Origin of the sequence: Rhodopseudomonas sp. BR0G17 (assembly GCF_010907025.1) — a bacterium.
Taxonomy (GTDB): domain Bacteria; phylum Pseudomonadota; class Alphaproteobacteria; order Rhizobiales; family Xanthobacteraceae; genus Rhodopseudomonas; species Rhodopseudomonas palustris_H.
On record NZ_QUML01000004.1, the window covers coordinates 169,070 to 186,665 of the forward strand.

14 protein-coding genes are annotated in these 17,596 nt (G+C 65.0%); 1 reads left to right on the forward strand and 13 read right to left on the reverse strand.

What is annotated here, in order from left to right; genetic code table 11:
• Window positions 1–417: an META domain-containing protein gene (locus DY467_RS05590; protein WP_164634482.1), complete on the reverse strand. Its 417-nt coding sequence runs from the start codon at window positions 415–417 to the stop codon at window positions 1–3.
• A gap of 142 nt (window positions 418–559) precedes the next feature.
• The gene (locus tag DY467_RS05595; RefSeq protein ID WP_107343289.1) at window positions 560–2,224 is read right to left on the reverse strand and encodes an L-lactate permease; all 1,665 of its coding nucleotides are present in this window, start codon (window positions 2,222–2,224) and stop codon (window positions 560–562) included.
• Window positions 2,225–2,496: 272 nt separating this feature from the next.
• On the opposite strand from DY467_RS05595, the gene DY467_RS05600 reads away from it, so the two are divergent.
• Window positions 2,497–4,257 carry an ABC transporter ATP-binding protein/permease gene (locus DY467_RS05600; protein ID WP_164634484.1) on the forward strand — a complete coding sequence of 587 codons (1,761 nt, stop codon included), beginning with the start codon at window positions 2,497–2,499 and terminating at the stop codon, window positions 4,255–4,257.
• A 267-nt stretch (window positions 4,258–4,524) separates the two neighbouring features.
• Here the strand turns inward: DY467_RS05600 and DY467_RS05605 are convergent, their stop codons facing one another.
• From DY467_RS05605 to ybgF, 11 genes are all read right to left on the reverse strand, one after another.
• Entirely contained in the window at window positions 4,525–5,496 is a 972-nt protein-coding gene (locus DY467_RS05605) for a TorF family putative porin (RefSeq protein ID WP_164634486.1), read from the reverse strand.
• A gap of 419 nt (window positions 5,497–5,915) precedes the next feature.
• Window positions 5,916–6,839 (reverse strand): hypothetical protein, encoded by a 924-nt coding sequence (locus tag DY467_RS05610; protein WP_164634487.1) that lies wholly within the window; start codon window positions 6,837–6,839, stop codon window positions 5,916–5,918.
• A gap of 74 nt (window positions 6,840–6,913) precedes the next feature.
• Window positions 6,914–8,227 (reverse strand): glycolate oxidase subunit GlcF, encoded by a 1,314-nt coding sequence (glcF, locus tag DY467_RS05615; protein WP_164634489.1) that lies wholly within the window; start codon window positions 8,225–8,227, stop codon window positions 6,914–6,916.
• Window positions 8,224–9,465, reverse strand: a complete 1,242-nt coding sequence (locus DY467_RS05620) for an FAD-binding protein (RefSeq protein WP_164634491.1) — start codon at window positions 9,463–9,465, stop codon at window positions 8,224–8,226. The genes glcF and DY467_RS05620 overlap by 4 nt, the downstream gene beginning before the upstream one ends.
• A 171-nt stretch (window positions 9,466–9,636) precedes the next feature.
• On the reverse strand, window positions 9,637–11,130 hold the full coding sequence (locus DY467_RS05625; RefSeq protein ID WP_164634493.1) for an FAD-linked oxidase C-terminal domain-containing protein: 1,494 nt from the start codon (window positions 11,128–11,130) through the stop codon (window positions 9,637–9,639).
• Window positions 11,131–11,253: 123 nt separating this feature from the next.
• Window positions 11,254–11,928 (reverse strand): TetR/AcrR family transcriptional regulator, encoded by a 675-nt coding sequence (locus DY467_RS05630; protein ID WP_107343282.1) that lies wholly within the window; start codon window positions 11,926–11,928, stop codon window positions 11,254–11,256.
• A 187-nt stretch (window positions 11,929–12,115) separates the two neighbouring features.
• Complete coding sequence (locus tag DY467_RS05635) at window positions 12,116–12,433, reverse strand: AzlD family protein (protein WP_107343281.1); 318 nt, start codon at window positions 12,431–12,433, stop codon at window positions 12,116–12,118.
• Window positions 12,430–13,179, reverse strand: coding sequence for an AzlC family ABC transporter permease (locus DY467_RS05640; RefSeq protein ID WP_164634495.1), 750 nt, complete (start codon window positions 13,177–13,179; stop codon window positions 12,430–12,432). Before DY467_RS05640 ends, DY467_RS05635 begins: the two co-directional genes overlap by 4 nt.
• 132 nt (window positions 13,180–13,311) lie before the next feature.
• Window positions 13,312–15,228: an ATP-dependent zinc metalloprotease FtsH gene (gene ftsH / locus DY467_RS05645; protein WP_011156690.1), complete on the reverse strand. Its 1,917-nt coding sequence runs from the start codon at window positions 15,226–15,228 to the stop codon at window positions 13,312–13,314.
• Between the two features lie 230 nt (window positions 15,229–15,458).
• On the reverse strand, window positions 15,459–16,499 hold the full coding sequence (gene tilS, locus DY467_RS05650) for a tRNA lysidine(34) synthetase TilS (RefSeq protein WP_164634497.1): 1,041 nt from the start codon (window positions 16,497–16,499) through the stop codon (window positions 15,459–15,461).
• Between the two features lie 53 nt (window positions 16,500–16,552).
• Entirely contained in the window at window positions 16,553–17,590 is a 1,038-nt protein-coding gene (gene ybgF, locus DY467_RS05655) for a tol-pal system protein YbgF (protein ID WP_164634499.1), read from the reverse strand.
• Between the last annotated feature and the right edge of the window lie 6 nt (window positions 17,591–17,596).

The window sequence follows — 17,596 nt, forward strand, 5'->3', positions numbered from 1 at the left end:
TCAGTTCGTGTTGAGGTGGAACCGCAGCGGCTGCGGACCACCGGTGAAACTGACGAAATCGCCTTGCCGGCTCCAGCTTGTCGACGCGGCAAGCGCTGCGACCAGCGCATCATCGGCCTGAGCGCGGTCCGCCGGACAATTGCGATCCTCGATCGCGCCCGGCATGAAGATCACGGTGCTGCCGGCGACCGAAAACTGCCCAACCCCGCCCTTGCACCACAGCTCCAGCCGCACGCTGCCCTGATCGCCGATTTCCAAATTCGGAATCCGCTTCGAGCCCGGCTTCGGCGGCGCGTCCAGGGTCAGTTCCAGACCGAACGGAAACTCCTGGTCGGATTGCGCAAGCGACGGTGTCGCGAAGCCGGCTGCCAGCACCACGGCGATGGCGGCGAAACGAAAGATCGACTGACGGTGCATGGTGCCTCGGCCGTTATTCAGGACGGTCCGCTGTTTATCGCGAACCGCACCGGCTTGCCAGACCGCGGCGCCATCGAAACCTGCAACGAAAAGCCCCGCGGCCGAGACCGCGGGGCTTTGACGCCATTCAATGCGCGCTGCGTTACTTCAAGACCATCGCGGTGAACGGATAGACATAGGCCTGCAGCATCACCAGCACGCCGACCAGACACGCCAGCGTAATCGAGTGCAGGAAAACGTAGCGCAGGATCGTGCCTTCGTGGCCGTACCAGTTGGTCGCGGTCGAAGCGACGACGATCGACTGAGCGTCGATCATCTTGCCCATCACACCGCCAGAGGAGTTGGCGGCGCCCATCAGAATCGGGGACAGGCCGAGCTGTTCGGAGGTGATCTTCTGCAGATTGCCGAACAGCACGTTGGAGGCGGTGTCCGATCCCGTCAGCGCCACGCCGAGCCAGCCGAGTAGCGTGCCGAAGAACGGATACAACACGCCGGTCGCAGCAAACGCCAGGCCCAGCGTCGCGTCGACGCCGGACAGCCGCGTCAACGTCCCGATCGCCAGCATTGCCGAGATGGTGATCAGCGAGATCGCGCAGACCTTGATGGTGCGGCCGTACTCGGTCGCCATCTTGCCGGGCGACACGCCCATCAACAGCCCGGAGATAATCGCCGCGATCAGCATGCCGGTGCCGGTGAACGACAGATAGGTGAAGGAGAACACCGCGGCCTCAGGCGTCGGCTTGGCGGCGACCGGCGGCACCTTTTGGATCAGGTTGTGCAGCTCGGGCACCGGGTAGTTCCAGACGAAGATCGAGTTCGCCCAGGCCTTGAAGGCGCCGTTGCCCCAGATCAGCATCACGATGCAGACGATGATCCACGGCAGCAACGCGCCCCAGAGCTGTGCCTGCGTCAGCGGGGCCCGGCTCAGCTCTTTCGGCGGAGCCATGGTTTCGGTGGAGGGATCGTGGCTGCGCAGCTTCGGCGACAGCCACAGCTCTTTCGGCTGCCACACCTTCAGGAACAGGATCAGGCAGCCCATCGAGATCAGCGACGCGCCGATGTCGACGATCCACGGATTGATGTAGTTCGAGATCACGAATTGCGGGACCGCGAACGACACACCTGTCACCAGGATCGCCGGCCAAATCTGCATCATGCCGCGGAAGCCCGCGAACGCCCAGATCAACCAGAACGGCACCAGCAGCGAGAAGAACGGCAGCTGCCGGCCGACCATCGCGCCGAGGATGTAAGGATCGAGGCCGGTGACCGACGCGAGGCCCTGGATCGGCGTGCCGAGCGCCCCGTAAGCGACCGGTGCGGTATTGGCGATCAGTGACAGGCCCGAGGCGGCGAGCGGCGAGAACCCGAGACCGATCAGCACCGCGCCGGTGATCGCCACCGGCGTGCCGAACCCGGATGCACCTTCGAAGAATGCGCCGAACGCAAACGCGATCAGCAGCAGCTGCAGCCGCCGGTCGGTGGTCACGCCGCCAATCGCACGCTGCAGCAGCTCGAACCGGCCGGTGGCCACAGTGACCCGATAAAGAAAAATGACGTTGAGAACGATCCAGCCGATCGGGAAGAAGCCGGTGACGACACCGAGTAGCGAGGCGCGGACCGACATGTTGGCCGGCATCGTGAAGACGAAGATCGCCACCGCGTTGGCGAGCACCAGAGCGATGATCGCAGCGAGGTGAGCTTTCACCTTGCCGCTGGCGATCAGCACCAGCAGCGTGACGACGGGAACGGCCGCCGCCAGGGTCGACAAAGCGGCGCTGCCAAGTGGATTATAGATTTGATTCCACACGCATTTCTCTCCCTTTAGGTTATGTCTTTTGGCCGCGTCGGTGCGAGCCGGTCCGACACGGAGATCAATCGGGAGGCAGCGGCCTCCTCAGACTACGACCGAGCGAGCGGGCCTGCTCACAAACGCGCGAAGCAGCTGACCGCCGAGCTTGCCGCCGGCACGATCATGCTAGGGTGCGACAACTGGGTGCGACAAGCCGCCGTAGGTTAATTTACCTACAACTTTCGTCTAATCACCAAACTCCCCGAGAGCCCGCACCGGAGACCTCATCCGTGAGCAACATCAAAGGAACGCTGGCGACCGCCTGGCGGATCGCCGCGCCGTATTTCAGTGCCGAAGACAAATGGATGGGCCGCGGGCTGCTCGCGGCCGTCGTGGTCATCGAGCTCGCCGTGGTCGGGCTCTCGGTGCTGTTCAACCGCTGGAACAACGTGTTCTACAACGCCCTGCAGGAGCGGAACTACGACGTCTTCACCTATCAGATCATCTACTTCTGCGTGCTGGCGGCGATCTGGATCGCCCTCAAAGTTTACCAGCTCTACCTCAATCAGTGGCTACAGATCCGGTGGCGCAAGTGGATGACCGAGCGCTATCTCGGCGGCTGGCTGCACGACGCCAACCATTACCAGATGCAGCTCACCGGCGACGCCGCCGACAACCCCGATCAGCGCATCGCCGAGGACACGCAGTTGTTCGTGGAGCGCACGCTGGCGCTGGGTATCGGCCTGCTCAACGCCGTGGTGACGCTGGCCTCGTTCGTGGTGATCCTGTGGGGGCTGTCGAACGAAGCGCCGCTACATCTGTTCGGCCAGGACGTCCCGATCCCCGGCTATCTCGTCTGGGGCGCGCTGATCTATGCCGCGCTCGGCACCGCTCTCACCCATTGGATCGGCTCGCCGCTGGTGGATCTCAACTTCCGCCAGCAGCGTTATGAAGCCGACTTCCGCTTCAATCTGGTGCGCGCCCGCGAGAACGCCGAACAGATCGCGTTGCTCCGCGGCGAGCCGGCCGAGCGCGACAAGCTGGCATCGCGCTTCAGCTACGTGGCCGAGAACTTCATGCGGATCATGAGCCGGACCAAGCGGCTGACGGCCTTCACAGCCAGCTACTCGCAAGCGTCGATCATCTTCCCCTACATCCTCGTCGCCCCAGCCTTTTTCGCCCAGAAGGTGCAGCTCGGCGGCATGATGCAGACCGCTTCCGCCTTCAGCAGCGTGCAGGACTCGCTGTCGTTCTTCATCACCGCCTACCGGACGCTGGCGGAATGGCAGTCCGTCCTGCAGCGGCTCGACGGTTTCGAGCGCGCGATCGAAGGCGCCGCCACCCGGCGCGACAATCCAGGCGTGATGCGCGTGCCGGCCCCAGCCGGCGGAATCGAACTGAAGGATCTCAACCTGACGCTGCCGGCCGGAGCGCCGCTGATCAGTGCCGACGGCTTCAAGATCGGCGACAACGAGCGGACCCTGATCGTTGGCCCATCGGGTGCGGGCAAGTCGACGCTATTCCGCGCGATCGCAGGGATCTGGCCGTTCGGCTCTGGCTCGATCGCAATCCCTGCGGATGCGACGCTGATGATGCTGCCACAGCGCCCGTATTTCCCGGTCGGCGAGCTGCGTGCCGCAATCGTCTATCCGGCCGAATCCGTTGCGTTCAGCGATACTCAGGTCGCCGAGGTGCTGCGTGAGGTCGGGCTGCCGGCGCTGGCGGAGCGGCTCGATCAGCATGGCCATTGGAACAGGACGCTGTCGCTCGGCGAGCAGCAGCGGCTCGGCATCGCCCGAGCGCTGCTCCATGCACCGCAATACCTGTTCCTCGACGAAGCCACCGCGTCCTTGGACGAGCCGTCCGAAGCGGCGCTGTACAAGCTGCTCGACCGCAAGCTGCCGGGCACCACGATCGTCTCGATCGGCCACCGCTCGACGCTCGAAGCCTTCCATCAGCGCGACGCGGTGCTGTCACGCACCGGCAACAGCTTCACCCTGCAGGACCGGGCCAAAGCGGTGGCTCCCGAAGTGGGGCTTGCGGACAGCTGATCCACCATCTGCTCGATCCAACGCGGCAGTAAGCTAGAGATCGAAACGACGTGCGGCGGCCGATCGGCCGCCGTTGTCGCTCTGGTGAGAGACTGCCGCGAAATCCAGCCGGCTCGCTGGCCCCCACACCAGGCGGCCAAGCCCAGGAGGGGGGAAGCCAGAAGGCTCGCGAAAAGGCCGTCAAAAGTCCCGCCCCTCAAGGCGAGAACAAACAAAAAGGGCGGCAGATTGCTCTGCCGCCCTCATCCCCCCAGAAGGGATGTCGTCTTACTTGAGAGCGCCCAGCGTCACGTCAGCAGACAGCTTGGCGATGAAGGTCGAACCGCACCACTTCGAACCAACGCCGGTCTGATTGATCGACGAAAAGCTTCCATTGGCAGAGGCGGTGAAGTCGCTGGTGAACGCGTTGCAGTTCGCCTGGGACAGATCGGTGTCCGAGTAGCGCAGGTCGAGGGTGAACACCTTGTAGGTGAAGCCCACGCCGACGTTCCAGGTATTGTAATCGGCCAGCTTGATGTTGCCATAGAAGGCGTCAGTCGTACCGAACCACTGACGGCCGTACTCACCCGACACGTACATGCCGACGCCGCTCGCACCGAACAGGGTGGTCGGGGCGGTATACTTGCCGGTCACCGACGCGTAGTTGCCCCAGGCACCGGTGTTCAGGAAGTTCGGCGAATACCATTCGTTGCCGCCGAGCGCGAAGCTGTCGTTGATGGTCCACAGAACCTTGGCGTAACCCTCGTAGAAGCTCACGTCCTTCTTCATGACGTTGCCGTTGACGAGCGAGATCGCGTTGGTGTCGCCCGCGCACAAGGTGCCAAGACCAGCCGCCGCGGTATCAACGCACGACCCACCCGGATACAGGTAGCCCCAGACACCGAAGTCGAACGCGAAGGCGCCGAAGGTCGGGCGGATACCGCCGTAGATGTCAACTTCAGCCGCAGCGCGGTTGGCGAACGAGATGCTCTCGAACGAGGTACCGACGTAGAGCTGCAGGTCCTTGGTGACGTTGTAGCGCGGCTCGAAATAGGCGGTGACCGAGGGCTTGTGGTTCGACTGGGTGACGCCACGGAAGACGTAGTCGTTCATGACGGCCGCGCCGAACGCGATGTCCCACGGATCGAACGCCACGATCGGCGGAGCCTTGGTGTACACCTTGGCGGGCAGATCAGCCGCCGAGGCCGAGCCCACGCCGACTGCGAGCAAAGCCGCGACCGACAAGATTGTCTTCTTCATTTTGATCCCCATCGTTTCCAAGCCAGCCGGACCCGAAGTTCAAGGACGCGACATCGACCTGCACAAAACCAATTGTGACATCACTGTGCGGTGCCTCACGAAAACCGTGAAGCAAAAAACACATGCAGATGCCGACTTTTTGTGCAATCCCGCACACTCAACCATTCGTTGTTGGGGAGTGTTGCAAGAAAATCACTGCTTTGCGAACGGCTCGTAGGCCAAATTCACGAGACAGGGCGGTTAGAGCAACACTTTTGGCTAAGTAACAAGTAACAGGCCCAGGACCGAATCGCTGCGATACCCACGACCAAGGGGCGCCCGAGGCGTGCTGGTTGTCGAGCTCGCTGGTAGCCGCAACGACGAAGGCCGCGGTCCACGACCGCGGCCTCTGCAAAACAAGGATCGGATTACCGTCTCAATTACATCGGGTCTGCCGCCGGCTTAGCCGACTCGGCGTGGTCAAACTCCTCGTCGGGGGCTTCCTCCTCTCCGGCCGCCTCGGTGGCGTGCGACTGGGGATCACCCGAGGTCTCGATCGAATCGGTCTCTGCAGAGGACTCGATCGGCTCGTTGTCTGCTGCCGATGTGGTCTCGTCGGCCGGAAACGGCTCAGCCGGGGCAACATCCTCGGTCTCCGGCGTCGCCTCGACCTGCTCGGACACTGCCTCGTGGTGGGTCTCGTCCGGCTCGACGGCAACCGGCACCGGCTTCTTCGCGCGTGGCTTGCGCGGTTTCTTGGGAGCAGCAGGCGGCGGAGCAACCGGCTCGGCCGCCGCGCTGGGCGCGACCTCAGTGGGTTTCGGCGCTTTGCGGGACACAGGCTTCGGCTTGGGCGCTGCCGGCTTAGCGGCAGGAGCCTTCGCCGCGGTTTTGGCGACGGGTGCCTTGGTCGCCTTCTTCTTAGCCCCAGGAGCCGTCGCAGCCGAAGCCTTTGGCGCGGCGGCCTTGGCCTTGGCCGGCTTACCCGAAGCCGACTTGGCAGCGCTCTTCTTCGCGGGCTTCGCTACAGACTTGGCCGGGGACTTAGCGGCGGACTTGGCTGCCGGCTTTGCCGCCTTCTTGCCGGGTTTGGCGGAGGCCTTCTTCACCGCCTTCTTGGCAGACTTACCGGCGGAGGCCTTGGATTTGGAGGCGGACTTGGCCTTCGGGACCTGCTTGGCTTTCGATTTAGCCTTCGGCTTCGACTTGTCCTTCTTGGCCGATGCCTTGTCGGCGGATTTGCTCTTCTTCTTGTTCTTGCCTGCCTTGGCGGCCAGCAGCAGCTTGGACTTCTTCTTGGCCTTGGACTTCTCAGCCTTCTTGTCGGCCTTGTCCTTCTTCTTCGACTTCTTGTCTTTCGCCATGGTCGTCCTCCAGTTGTGCGGATTGCTGCTCGGCCAGCAATCACTCGCCCCGCGACCGGCGTTCCAGGCTCCGATCAGTGCGGAGCAGGACGGGGCCCGCCTGTCGCCCAATCGAGAAGTTCAATCGTGTGCACAACAGGGACTTCCGTTCCGCTGGCGATCTGCACCATGCAGCCGATATTGCCCGCGGCGATCATATCCGGCTTGACGGAAGCGATGTTGGCGACCTTCCGATCGCGCAATCTGGTCGCGATGTCAGGCTGGAGAATGTTGTACGTGCCCGCCGAACCACAACACAAATGACTCTCCGGGATATCTTTCACCACGAATCCAGTCTTGGAAAGCAGTTCTTTGGGGATCTGCGTGATTTTCTGGCCGTGCTGCAACGAACATGCGGAGTGATAAGCGACCACGACATCGTCATGAGGACCTGACGATGACAGTTCGAGGCCGCTGACATATTCGCTGATGTCTTTGGCGAGCGCCGAAATCTTTGCGGCCGCGGCCGCATACTCCGGATCTTCTCGCAGCATGTAACCGTAATCCTTGATCACCGTACCGCAGCCGGAGGTGGTCACCAGGATGGCGTCGAGCCCGCCGCGCTCGATTTCGGCCAGCCAGGCCTTGATGTTGGTGCGCGCGTATTCAAGCGTGCGGGCGTCCCGGCCGAGATGATGGATCAGGGCGCCGCAGCAGGCCTCGTCAGCGGCGAGCACGACCTCGATGCCGTGGCGGGTGAGCAGATTGATCGCCGCCCGATTGATGCGGGGCGCCAGCACCTGTTGGGCGCAGCCGTGTAGCAACGCCACCCGGCCGCGCTTCGGACCCACCGCCGGAAACGTCGTCCCGGAGTCAGGGCCCGGCTCCGGCAGATGCTTTGGCGCCAGCGCCAGCATCGCCTTGATCCGGCTGAGCAGCGTCGGGTGCGTCAGGTCGTGCGAGCCCGGCAACAGCGCCGCAACCGGCCGCACGATCCGCGCCGCCCACATCCCGAGCCTGAACATGCCCGGATGCGGCATCATCCACGACAGCGCCTCGCGGACGACGCGATCCCAGAACGGCCGCTGGTACTGTTTCTCGATGCGGACGCGGGCCTGATCGACCAGATGCATGTAGTTCACACCCGACGGACAGGTGGTCATGCAGGCGAGGCACGACAGGCAGCGATCGATATGCTTGACGACATCCGCGGTCGGCGGCTTGTCGCTCTCCAGCATCTCCTTGATCAAGTAGATGCGCCCGCGCGGACTATCGAGCTCGTCGCCGAGCAGCACATAGGTCGGACACGTCGCAGTGCAAAAGCCGCAATGCACGCAAGCGCGCAGGATCTTGTCGGCCTCGGCGATGTCGGGATCGGCGAGTTGGGTCAGGCTGAAATCTGTCTTCATGTCGCGGATCCTCGCGACATCCGGCCGCGATTGAGAATGTTAGTGGGATCGAAGCTGCGCTTGACGCGGCTTCCGAGCGCCGCGAGGCCGGCCGGCTGCGGATGGAACACGTCGATCCCAGCCCGCACCGCGTCGCTGCCGCGGATCAAGGTGGCATGGCCGGCGATCTTCTCGACCCGCTGGCGCAACGCTTTGGCATGGCCGTCGGTTGCCGGCGGCAAGGCTGCCCAGATCAGGCCGCCGCCCCAATCATAGATCACCTCACCACCGCTCTCGCGGCTGAGCTGCTCGCCGAGAGCGCCACCGGCCGCCGGCGGGCAGACGATCCGCCACACCGGCCACAGCGCTCGCGGACCTGCGGCGGCGAACGGCTCGACATCGCGCACCGCACGCCACAGCGTGGCCGAAGCATCGTCCTCGATCAGTTCGGCCTCGCCAAAACTCTTCAGCGCCGTGCGCAGCGACTGCGCGCGATGACTCGCCGACGAAGTGATGCCTTCGAGCCGTAGCAGAGTCAGCGACTGATCGGGCTGGGCAATCTCCGCCAGCGCACCGCCGGTGGTGCGTAGCGCCGAGCCGGGCAGATGCGCGGCCCCGGTGACGTCGTAAGGCGAGCCAAGCGCCGCGGTCATGGCCTTGTTGGCGACGACGTCGCCGAGCCCGCGCAGCACCAGCGTCCGTTCGCTCTCGGGCCGGGGCGTCACTTTCAGGGTGACCTCGGTCATCACCGCCAGCGTGCCCCAGGAGCCGGCAAGCAGCTTGCAAAGATCGTAGCCCGTGACGTTCTTCACCACCTTGCCGCCGGCCTTGAAGCTCTCGCCGAAGCCGGACACCGCGTTGGCGCCGAGCAGATGATCGCGGGCGCCACCCGCCTTGATCCGCCGCGGACCGGCGAGACCGGCCGCAATCATCCCCGCCACGGTCCCTGCCCCCGGCGCGGTGCCGAGCAACGCGGCGGTGTCCATCGGCTCGAAGGCGAATTGCTGGTTTTTGGAATCGATCAGCGACAGCACGTCGGCCATCGGCGCGCCGGCCTGCACGGTGATGATCAGCTCGTTCGGCTCGTAAGCGGTGACGGCATTGAGCGCCGACAGCTCCAGCACCGCATTGGTCGCCATCAGTTGGCCGACGGAGCGTTTGCTGCCATGACCGACGATCTCGATCGGCTGCTCATTGGCGATCGCGGCGCGCACTGCGTCCTCGACCTCCTGGGCGTCGCGTGCTTTCAGCGTGTCCACGGGCGAACGTCGTCCTTCAGAATGCGATGTACTACCCCTCCCCCGTCATTGCGAGGAGCGAAGCGACGAAGCAATCCAGGAGCGCCGTGCACCGAGGCCCTGGATTGCTTCGCTTCGCTCGCAATGACGGTGAAAGGCTCTTCTTCGTGCATCGGAGATTACATTACCCGGTCAGAACCGCGGAATATCCGGGAACGGCAATTGGCCTTTGTGAACATGCATGCGTCCGAGCTCGGCACAGCGATGCAGCGTCGGAAACACCTTGCCGGGGTTGAGCAGGCCTTCGGAGTCGAACGCGCATTTCAGTCGCTGCTGCTGGTTGAGGTCGATGTCAGAGAACATCTCCGGCATCAGATCGCGCTTCTCGATCCCGACGCCGTGCTCGCCGGTCAGCACACCGCCGACCTCGACACACAGCTTGAGGATGTCGGCGCCGAAAGCCTCGGCGGCATCCTGTTCGCCGGGCTTGTTGGCGTCATACAGGATCAGCGGATGCAGATTGCCGTCGCCGGCGTGGAACACGTTGGCGACGCGCAGGCCGTATTTCTCGGACATCTCGTTCATCCGCCGCAGCACCAGCGGCAGCTGCGCACGCGGGATCGTGCCGTCCATGCACAGATAGTCGGGCGAGATCCGCCCCACAGCGGGGAACGCCGCCTTGCGGCCGGACCAGAACAGCAGCCGCTGCTGCTCGCTGGTGGAGATCTGGCAGGTGGTCGAGCCGCAGCGCAGCGCGATCGCCTCGACGCGGCCGATCAGTTCGTCGACCTCGACCTGCGGACCGTCGAGCTCGATGATCAGCAGCGCTTCGACATCAAGCGGATAGCCGGCGTGAACGAAGGCCTCGGCGGCTTGGATCGCCGGCTTGTCCATCATCTCCATGCCGCCCGGAATGATGCCGGCGCTGATCACGTCGGCGACACACTGGCCTGCGGCCTCGACGCTCTGGAAGCCGATCATCAGGGCTCGCGCCGTTTCCGGCTTGCGCAGGATACGCACGGTGACTTCGGTGATGACGCCGAGTAGTCCCTCGGAGCCGGTGATGACGCCCATCAGATCGTAGCCGGCGCATTCGGCGGCCTTGCCGCCGATCTTGAGGATCTCGCCGGTCATCAGCACGATTTCGCAGCCGAGGACGTTGTTGGTGGTCATGCCGTATTTCAGGCAGTGCACGCCGCCCGAGTTCTCGGCGATGTTGCCGCCGATCGAACAGGCGATCTGCGACGACGGATCGGGCGCGTAGTAGAACCCGGCATGATCGACCGCCTGGCTGATCGCCAGGTTAGTGACTCCGGGCTCGACCACCACGGCACGGTTGTCGAAATCGATCTCGCGGATGCGCTTGAACTTGCCGAGGCCGAGGAGCACGCCATCGGCGAGCGGCAACGCGCCGCCGGACAGCGAGGTGCCGGAGCCGCGCGGCACCACCTTGATGCCATTCTGGTGGCAATAGCGCAGCACTTCCGACACCTGTTTGGTCGTGCTCGGCAGCAGCACCACCATCGGCGGCTGCCGATACGCCATCAGTCCGTCGGACTCATAGGGTTTCATTTCGGCAGCGCTGGAGATCACGCCCTCGCCCGGCACGATCTTGCGCAAGGCCGCGATGATCTCGTCGCGGCGGGCCAGCACGGACTGATCCGGCTCCGGCATCAGAATGGTCATGCGAGATACTCCTGCGCAGGCTGCTGTGCGCGAGGCGATTGTAACGCCGCGGGCGGAAACGGTCGGATCAGGATACGCTGATTGTCATATCCAGCACACTCGCTCAGAGCAAACTGGAACTGATCAGGCTCCGACCAGACTACGCGGCGGCACCACCGCCTGGACCACGAGGCCTCGGGCCCGGGCGTCCATCACACCGACTGCACGGAGTGCCAGCAGCGTGACGGTTTGCACCGCATCACGGAGTTTCGCCGGGTCGTCGAGATTATCCGGCGCCAGCGGCCCCACCAGAGACTCGTGCACCGCGCCGAGCAGCGCGGTCGAGGCGAGCGCGGTGTCTTGCGCGGGCAAATGGCCGGCGCGCACCGCGGCTGCGATCCGCAGTTCAATCTCGCCGGCAATCTCACGGCGACTGGCGAGCCGTGAGGCGGACACATCGACGTCGACCGGTTCCGCCAAGATGCCCCACGCCAGCTTGCGATGGGACAGCACATGCACCGCGACCGTGGTAACCGCCGCGGCCAGTGCTGATGATGGCCCGGGCGCTGCGTCGGCCGCACGGCGGATCGCCGCGAGCTCGTCCCGCGAAACATCGGCGATGAGTTCCGAAATCAGATCGGCTTTGGACGGAAAGTAACGGTACACCGTGCCGGCGGCGACCTTAGCGCGCGCGGCCACAGGCGCGATCTGCACCGCGGCCATCCCGCCTTCGGCGGCGGTTTCACGCGCTGCAGCAAGGATAGCGCTGCGGCGCGCTGCTAAGCGCTTAACCACCTGATGGGTTCGCCGGTAAACCATGGCGCGTTCGTCCTGGAACGAGCGCGCCCGCGGTCTGCGACAAAATGGACCGGCGCGCTCATCAAGTTGCTGGAGAAGCGAGGGAAAACGGACGGAACACCCTCACCAAATCAGTGAAAAAAGTGAACACTTATTCAGAACCGAAGGCAAGCCCTTACGGCAATGAAATGAATAGCATTCCTGCAAACTAGCCCGGCAATCCCAGCGCGCGCGCCAACGCCGCTACTAACATACCGGTTATCACGGCCAGAAAATCATTGCGCCGCAGCACACTCACGGCGATCGCGGCCCCCAGCGCGAGCATCACGATCGGCCCGCCATTGACCGCAACCGGCAGCGCCGCCGCGACGATAATGGAGCCGGGCAGCGCGTCGAGCATCCGCCTGACCCGCGGCGTGACCTCGACGTAGCGCATCATGAAGTAGCCGCCGAGCCGCGACGCGACAGTGACCAAAGTCATGATCGCGAACGCGATCATCACGTCGCTGCGGAGCATGTCGGTCATGACGAATGTCCCGCGTAGGACGTCGCCACTGGCGGTTCATCCATCACCCCCGCAGTGATCGCACCTGACAGCGCGCCGGCGATGATGAACCAATAGCCCGGGACCAGCCAATGCACCGTCAGGGCCACGATCCCCGACACCAGCCAAGGAATCGCCCGGCGCGGCCCCTTCCAGGCTGGTACCAACAGCGCGGCGAAGAAAGCCGGCATCGCGATATCGACGCCGAACTTCTTCGGATCGGCGAGCTGTTCGGCGAGCAGGAAACCCGGAACGGCCGAGACCAGCCACACCAGATAAAGCACCAACGCGCCACCGAGGTAGAACCAGGCATTGGCGCCGCCATGCTCGCGATAGCGCATCGCGGCGAGCCAGCCACCGTCGGTGACCAGCAGCAGCGGCGGATAAGCCTGCCACGCAGGCAGCGTGCCGAACCACGGCCGCATCGACGCCGTCATCAGGAAGAAGCGGATGTTGACCGTGGTGGTGAGCAACGCCAGCGCGGCAATCGATGACGGCGTCAGGACATCTGGCCACGCCTGCACCGCCACGAATTGCGACAGCCCGCCATATACGGTCGCCATCATCACTTCGACTTCGGCGAGCGTGAAGTTCTTCTGCGCACACAGCGCGCCGAACGCCATGCCGAACGCCAGCGTGCCGGGCAGCATCGGCCCGACCGCGACGATGCCGGGCCAGATGGCGTCGCGCGACCAATAGGCCGGCGCCTTGGGGACATGAGTGGTCATTGCAGGATCCGTAACGACGCCAATGCGTGCGGTCTTCGGGCGATCAGGTCAAGCGCGGCGGCAGCGGACGACACGCAACAAAAAACGCGGCGTTGCCGCCGCGTTTTTCGAAGTCAGTTTTTGCCGGTCGGCTTACGCCTGCGGCTGGGGCTCCAGGCCCGGATCGGGCCGCGGCCGCGGCTTGCCGGCCGGCGGCACTGCCGAAGTGCGGGGGCCCGACGGTTCGAGCACCGATTCGCGATTCGGCTTCTTGCCGTTGATCAGATCGGTGATCTCGTCACCGGTCAGGGTCTCGTATTCGAGCAGGCCCTTGGCGAGCGCTTCGAGGTCGGCGCGGCGCTCGGTGAGGATGCGCTTGGCTTCGTTGTAGCCCTCTTCGACCAGCCGCTTGATCTCGGCATCGATCTTCTGGATCGTCGCCTCGGAAGCGTTCTGGGTGCGCGACACCGACATGCCGAGGAACACTTCGTCCTGGTTCTCGCCGTAAGCGACGGTGCCGAGCTCTTCGGAAAGGCCCCAACGGGTCACCATCATCCGCGCCAGCTTGGTCGCCTGCTCGATGTCGGAGGCCGCACCCGAAGTCACCTTCTCGCGGCCGAACACCATCTCCTCGGCCACGCGGCCGCCCATCATAATGGCCAAACGCGAGGTCATCTGCTCGAGCGACATCGACAGCTTGTCGCGCTCGGGGAGCTGCATCACCATGCCGAGCGCACGGCCGCGCGGAATGATGGTCGCCTTGTGGATCGGGTCGGTCGCCGGAACGTTGAGGCCGACGATGGCGTGGCCGCCTTCATGATACGCGGTGAGGAGCTTCTCCTCTTCCGTCATCACCAGCGACTTGCGCTCGGCGCCCATCATCACCTTGTCCTTGGCGTCTTCGAACTCGGACTGAGTGACCATGCGCTTGTTGCGCCGGGCCGCCATCAGGGCCGCTTCGTTGACGAGGTTCATCAGGTCGGCGCCGGAGAAGCCCGGAGTGCCGCGCGCGATGTTCTTCAGGTTGATATCGGGCGCCAGCGGCACCTTGCGAACGTGGACCTTGAGGATCTGCTCGCGGCCGACGACGTCCGGATTCGGCACCACGACCTGACGGTCGAAGCGGCCGGGACGCAGCAGCGCCGGGTCAAGCACGTCGGGCCGGTTGGTGGCAGCGATCAGGATCACGCCCTCATTGGCTTCGAAGCCGTCCATCTCGACCAGCAACTGGTTGAGGGTCTGCTCGCGTTCGTCATTGCCGCCGCCGAGACCGGCGCCGCGATGACGACCGACCGCGTCGATTTCGTCGATGAAGATGATGCACGGCGCGTTCTTCTTGGCCTGCTCGAACATGTCGCGGACGCGGCTGGCGCCGACGCCGACGAACATTTCAACGAAGTCCGAACCGGAGATGGTGAAGAACGGCACGTTGGCTTCACCCGCGACCGCGCGCGCGATCAGGGTCTTACCAGTACCGGGAGGGCCGACCAGCAGCACGCCGCGCGGAATGCGGCCGCCGAGACGCTGGAATTTGCCCGGGTCGCGCAGGAATTCGACGATCTCCTGCAGGTCCTGCTTGGCCTCGTCGACGCCGGCGACGTCTTCGAACGTCACGCGGCCATGCGCTTCAGTGAGCATCTTGGCGCGCGACTTGCCGAAGCCCATCGCCTTGCCGGCACCGCCCTGCATCTGCCGCGACAGAAAGATCCACACGCCGATCAGCGCGATGAACGGCAGCCACGACACCAGCAGCGACACGAACCACGGGACATTGTCACCCGGCGGCTTGGCGGTGATCGACACCTTGCCGTTGTACAGGCGGGTCACGAGGGACGGATCGTTCGGCGCGTAGGTCTGGAAGGTCGAGCCGTTGGTGAAGGTGCCGCGAATTTCCTGGCCCTGGATCACCACGTCCCGAACGTGATTTTGGTCGATCTCGCTGAGGAGCTGCGAGAACGGAATTTCCTGCGACGCAGTGCGCTGGCCCGGATTCTGGAAGAGCGTGAACAGCGCCAACAGCAGCAGCACGATGATGACCCAGAGGGCGAAATTGCGCAGATTGGCGTTCATCGGTCTTCCTTATGGGTCGCGCGGATCGCGACCGGGTGGGCCCTGCGGCGCCGAAACGAATGGCCCTGCGGGAGCTTCCCGAGAGCCGGCCCGCCTAATCTAGGTGTGAGCCGAGCCCCTGCCAAGAGAACCACACAGGACTATTTGGCGCATTCTAACCGGTTTCTCGCTCAAATCGTGGCGATCAACGGCCTCTGCGACGAGGTGGTTAAACGTACGTGGAGACGCCTTCAGCCGCCCCCTGCCCGCCGCAGTGGTGCTGGGGCAATCACCAGGCGGTCGGTGGTGAGCGTGATCACGGCGCCTGCGAGGGTCTGCTTGAGCCGGATTTTGCCGGCGGACGGCGCCCTCCCGGCCGCTGCCAGCTTCAGCGCCTCGGAGAGCGCCTCGACTTTCCCGAGCTCGGCCGGCCCCTCGTGACCATGGCGCGCCAACGCACGCAGCAACAAGCGAATCTGGATTTCTGCTGCCAGCGCCAGAAATGCCTGAGCGTCCACACCGGGACGCTCCGCACCTGCATCGAGGGTTTCCAAGAATTGCTCGGCGCCGTCGGTCATCAGTTCCAGCGCTGCATCGGCCCGCGTCGCCCGCGCCGCCAGCCGAACCAGCGCACGGGCATCGCAGCCTTCGGCCGCCAGTTGCGGCATCAGCTCGCGCAGCCGCGGCCGGGTGAAGCGCGGATCGGCGTTGCTCGGGTCGGTGGCGAAGGCGATTCGGGCTTTGGTCAGCGTGGCGACCAGCCGGGCCTTCGGAACATCGAGCAGCGGCCGCGCCAGCACCACCCCGTCCCGCTCGATTTCCCTTGCCATTGCGGCAAGGCCGGCGATTCCACTGCCGCGCGACAAGCGCATCAGCACGGTCTCGGCCTGATCGTCGCGGGTATGCGCGGTCATCACATGCGAGGCGCCGAGCGTCTTGGCGGCCTGCGCCAGCAGCCGATAGCGCGCCCCGCGCGCCGCCGCCTGGATTCCGGTCCTTGGCTTGTCGCCGGTCCAGCGCAGCGTCCGGTGCGGCAGGTCGAGCGAGGCCGCCAGTCGCTTCACCGCGCGCGCCTCGGCGGCCGCCTCGGGACGCAGCCCGTGATCGATGGTGACGACCGCCAATGCCGGGCCCTGCTTCAACGCCTTCCGCCAGCGGGCGGCGAGCCACATCAGTGCCAGCGAATCGGGGCCGCCGGAGACCGCCAGCACGATCGCCGGCGCCGCCTTCCAGTCGGCGAACAGACGCCGCGCCTCGGTTGCGGATACTACCTCGTCGTCGGTTCCGGACATCGGCCGTCTGCCTGCCGGTTGTCAGGCCCCGCTATCGGCAGGGCCTGTTGGGTTCAGCACTTCAGCTTCTTCTGCTCGCGATCGACCGCCTTCTTCACGCTGGACGACGCCTGCGGATATTTGCGGCCGATCTCGCCGAGCGCGGCGCAGGCCGCTTCCTTTTCCTTCAGCGCCGACAGCGACTGGCCGAGCCGCAGCAGCGCGTCCGGCGCCTTGCCGGACTTCTCGTGTTTGCTGGTCACGGCTAGAAATGACTCGGCCGCCTCGCGATACATCTGGCGCTGGAAGAAGCTCTCGCCAAGCCAATACTGCGCATCGGCAGTCAGCGGATTGTCCGGGTACTTCTGCGCAAAGTTGCGCATGGTTTCTTCGGCCAACGCGTAGTCGCGGCGCTGCATGTAGCCGATGCCGAGGTCAAACTCGTCGCGCGGCGTCTGCGACGGCGGCTGCGTCGTCAAGGCGCCGCCAGCTGCGGCGGCAGGCGCTTGCTGAGCCGCGGACGGCGCACCGCCTTGCGGATAACCGCCTTGGACGTAACCGCCATTGCCGTTCGACAGGTCCATCGGGGCGCCGGCGGCCCGGCCGGCCGGCATGCCGCCGCCCTGCTCCATCGGCAGTTGGCCGCCGCCAAGCGCGCGCGGTACGCCGGGCGCGTTGGGATCGCGCGACGGATCGAACGCGTCGCCGCGGCGGCCGCCGCCCTGCGGCGCGGTGGGTTGCGGCTGGACCATCGGCGCCTGCGGCTGACCGTACCCCGGCTGCTGCTGGCCGTAAGCCGGTTGCTGCGCTGGCTGGCCATAAGGTTGCTGCGGAGCGGCCGGCGGGGTCGCCGCCTGATTGGGGGCGGGCTGCTGGGCACCGGGCGCACCGGCGCCGCTCTGCAACTGCCGGACCTGATCTTCAAGCCGCCGGTTACGGTATTGCAGCTCTTCGTTCTGGCCGGTCAGCGTGCGCAGCCGATCCTCGAGCTGCTGGATACGAATCTCTGGATCGACCTCGCCGCCGTATTGCTGGGCCAGCGCGGGAGCGGCGAAAGCGAGCGTCGCCACCAGAGCGAGGCTGCGCGCGGAGACGGCAAAACCTGATGACATGACAGT

Excerpts from the sequence above, each read along its gene's own strand:
- DY467_RS05635 (WP_107343281.1), bottom strand. The coding sequence starts at position 12,433 with ATGACCGACATGCTCCGCAGCGACGTGATGATCGCGTTCGCGATCATG.
- ybgF (WP_164634499.1), bottom strand. The coding sequence starts at position 17,590 with ATGTCATCAGGTTTTGCCGTCTCCGCGCGCAGCCTCGCTCTGGTGGCG.
- ftsH (WP_011156690.1), bottom strand. The coding sequence starts at position 15,228 with ATGAACGCCAATCTGCGCAATTTCGCCCTCTGGGTCATCATCGTGCTG.
- DY467_RS05630 (WP_107343282.1), bottom strand. The coding sequence starts at position 11,928 with ATGGTTTACCGGCGAACCCATCAGGTGGTTAAGCGCTTAGCAGCGCGC.
- DY467_RS05590 (WP_164634482.1), bottom strand. The coding sequence starts at position 417 with ATGCACCGTCAGTCGATCTTTCGTTTCGCCGCCATCGCCGTGGTGCTG.
- DY467_RS05610 (WP_164634487.1), bottom strand. The coding sequence starts at position 6,839 with ATGGCGAAAGACAAGAAGTCGAAGAAGAAGGACAAGGCCGACAAGAAG.
- glcF (WP_164634489.1), bottom strand. The coding sequence starts at position 8,227 with ATGAAGACAGATTTCAGCCTGACCCAACTCGCCGATCCCGACATCGCC.
- DY467_RS05605 (WP_164634486.1), bottom strand. The coding sequence starts at position 5,496 with ATGAAGAAGACAATCTTGTCGGTCGCGGCTTTGCTCGCAGTCGGCGTG.
- DY467_RS05640 (WP_164634495.1), bottom strand. The coding sequence starts at position 13,179 with ATGACCACTCATGTCCCCAAGGCGCCGGCCTATTGGTCGCGCGACGCC.
- tilS (WP_164634497.1), bottom strand. The coding sequence starts at position 16,499 with ATGTCCGGAACCGACGACGAGGTAGTATCCGCAACCGAGGCGCGGCGT.
- DY467_RS05625 (WP_164634493.1), bottom strand. The coding sequence starts at position 11,130 with ATGACCATTCTGATGCCGGAGCCGGATCAGTCCGTGCTGGCCCGCCGC.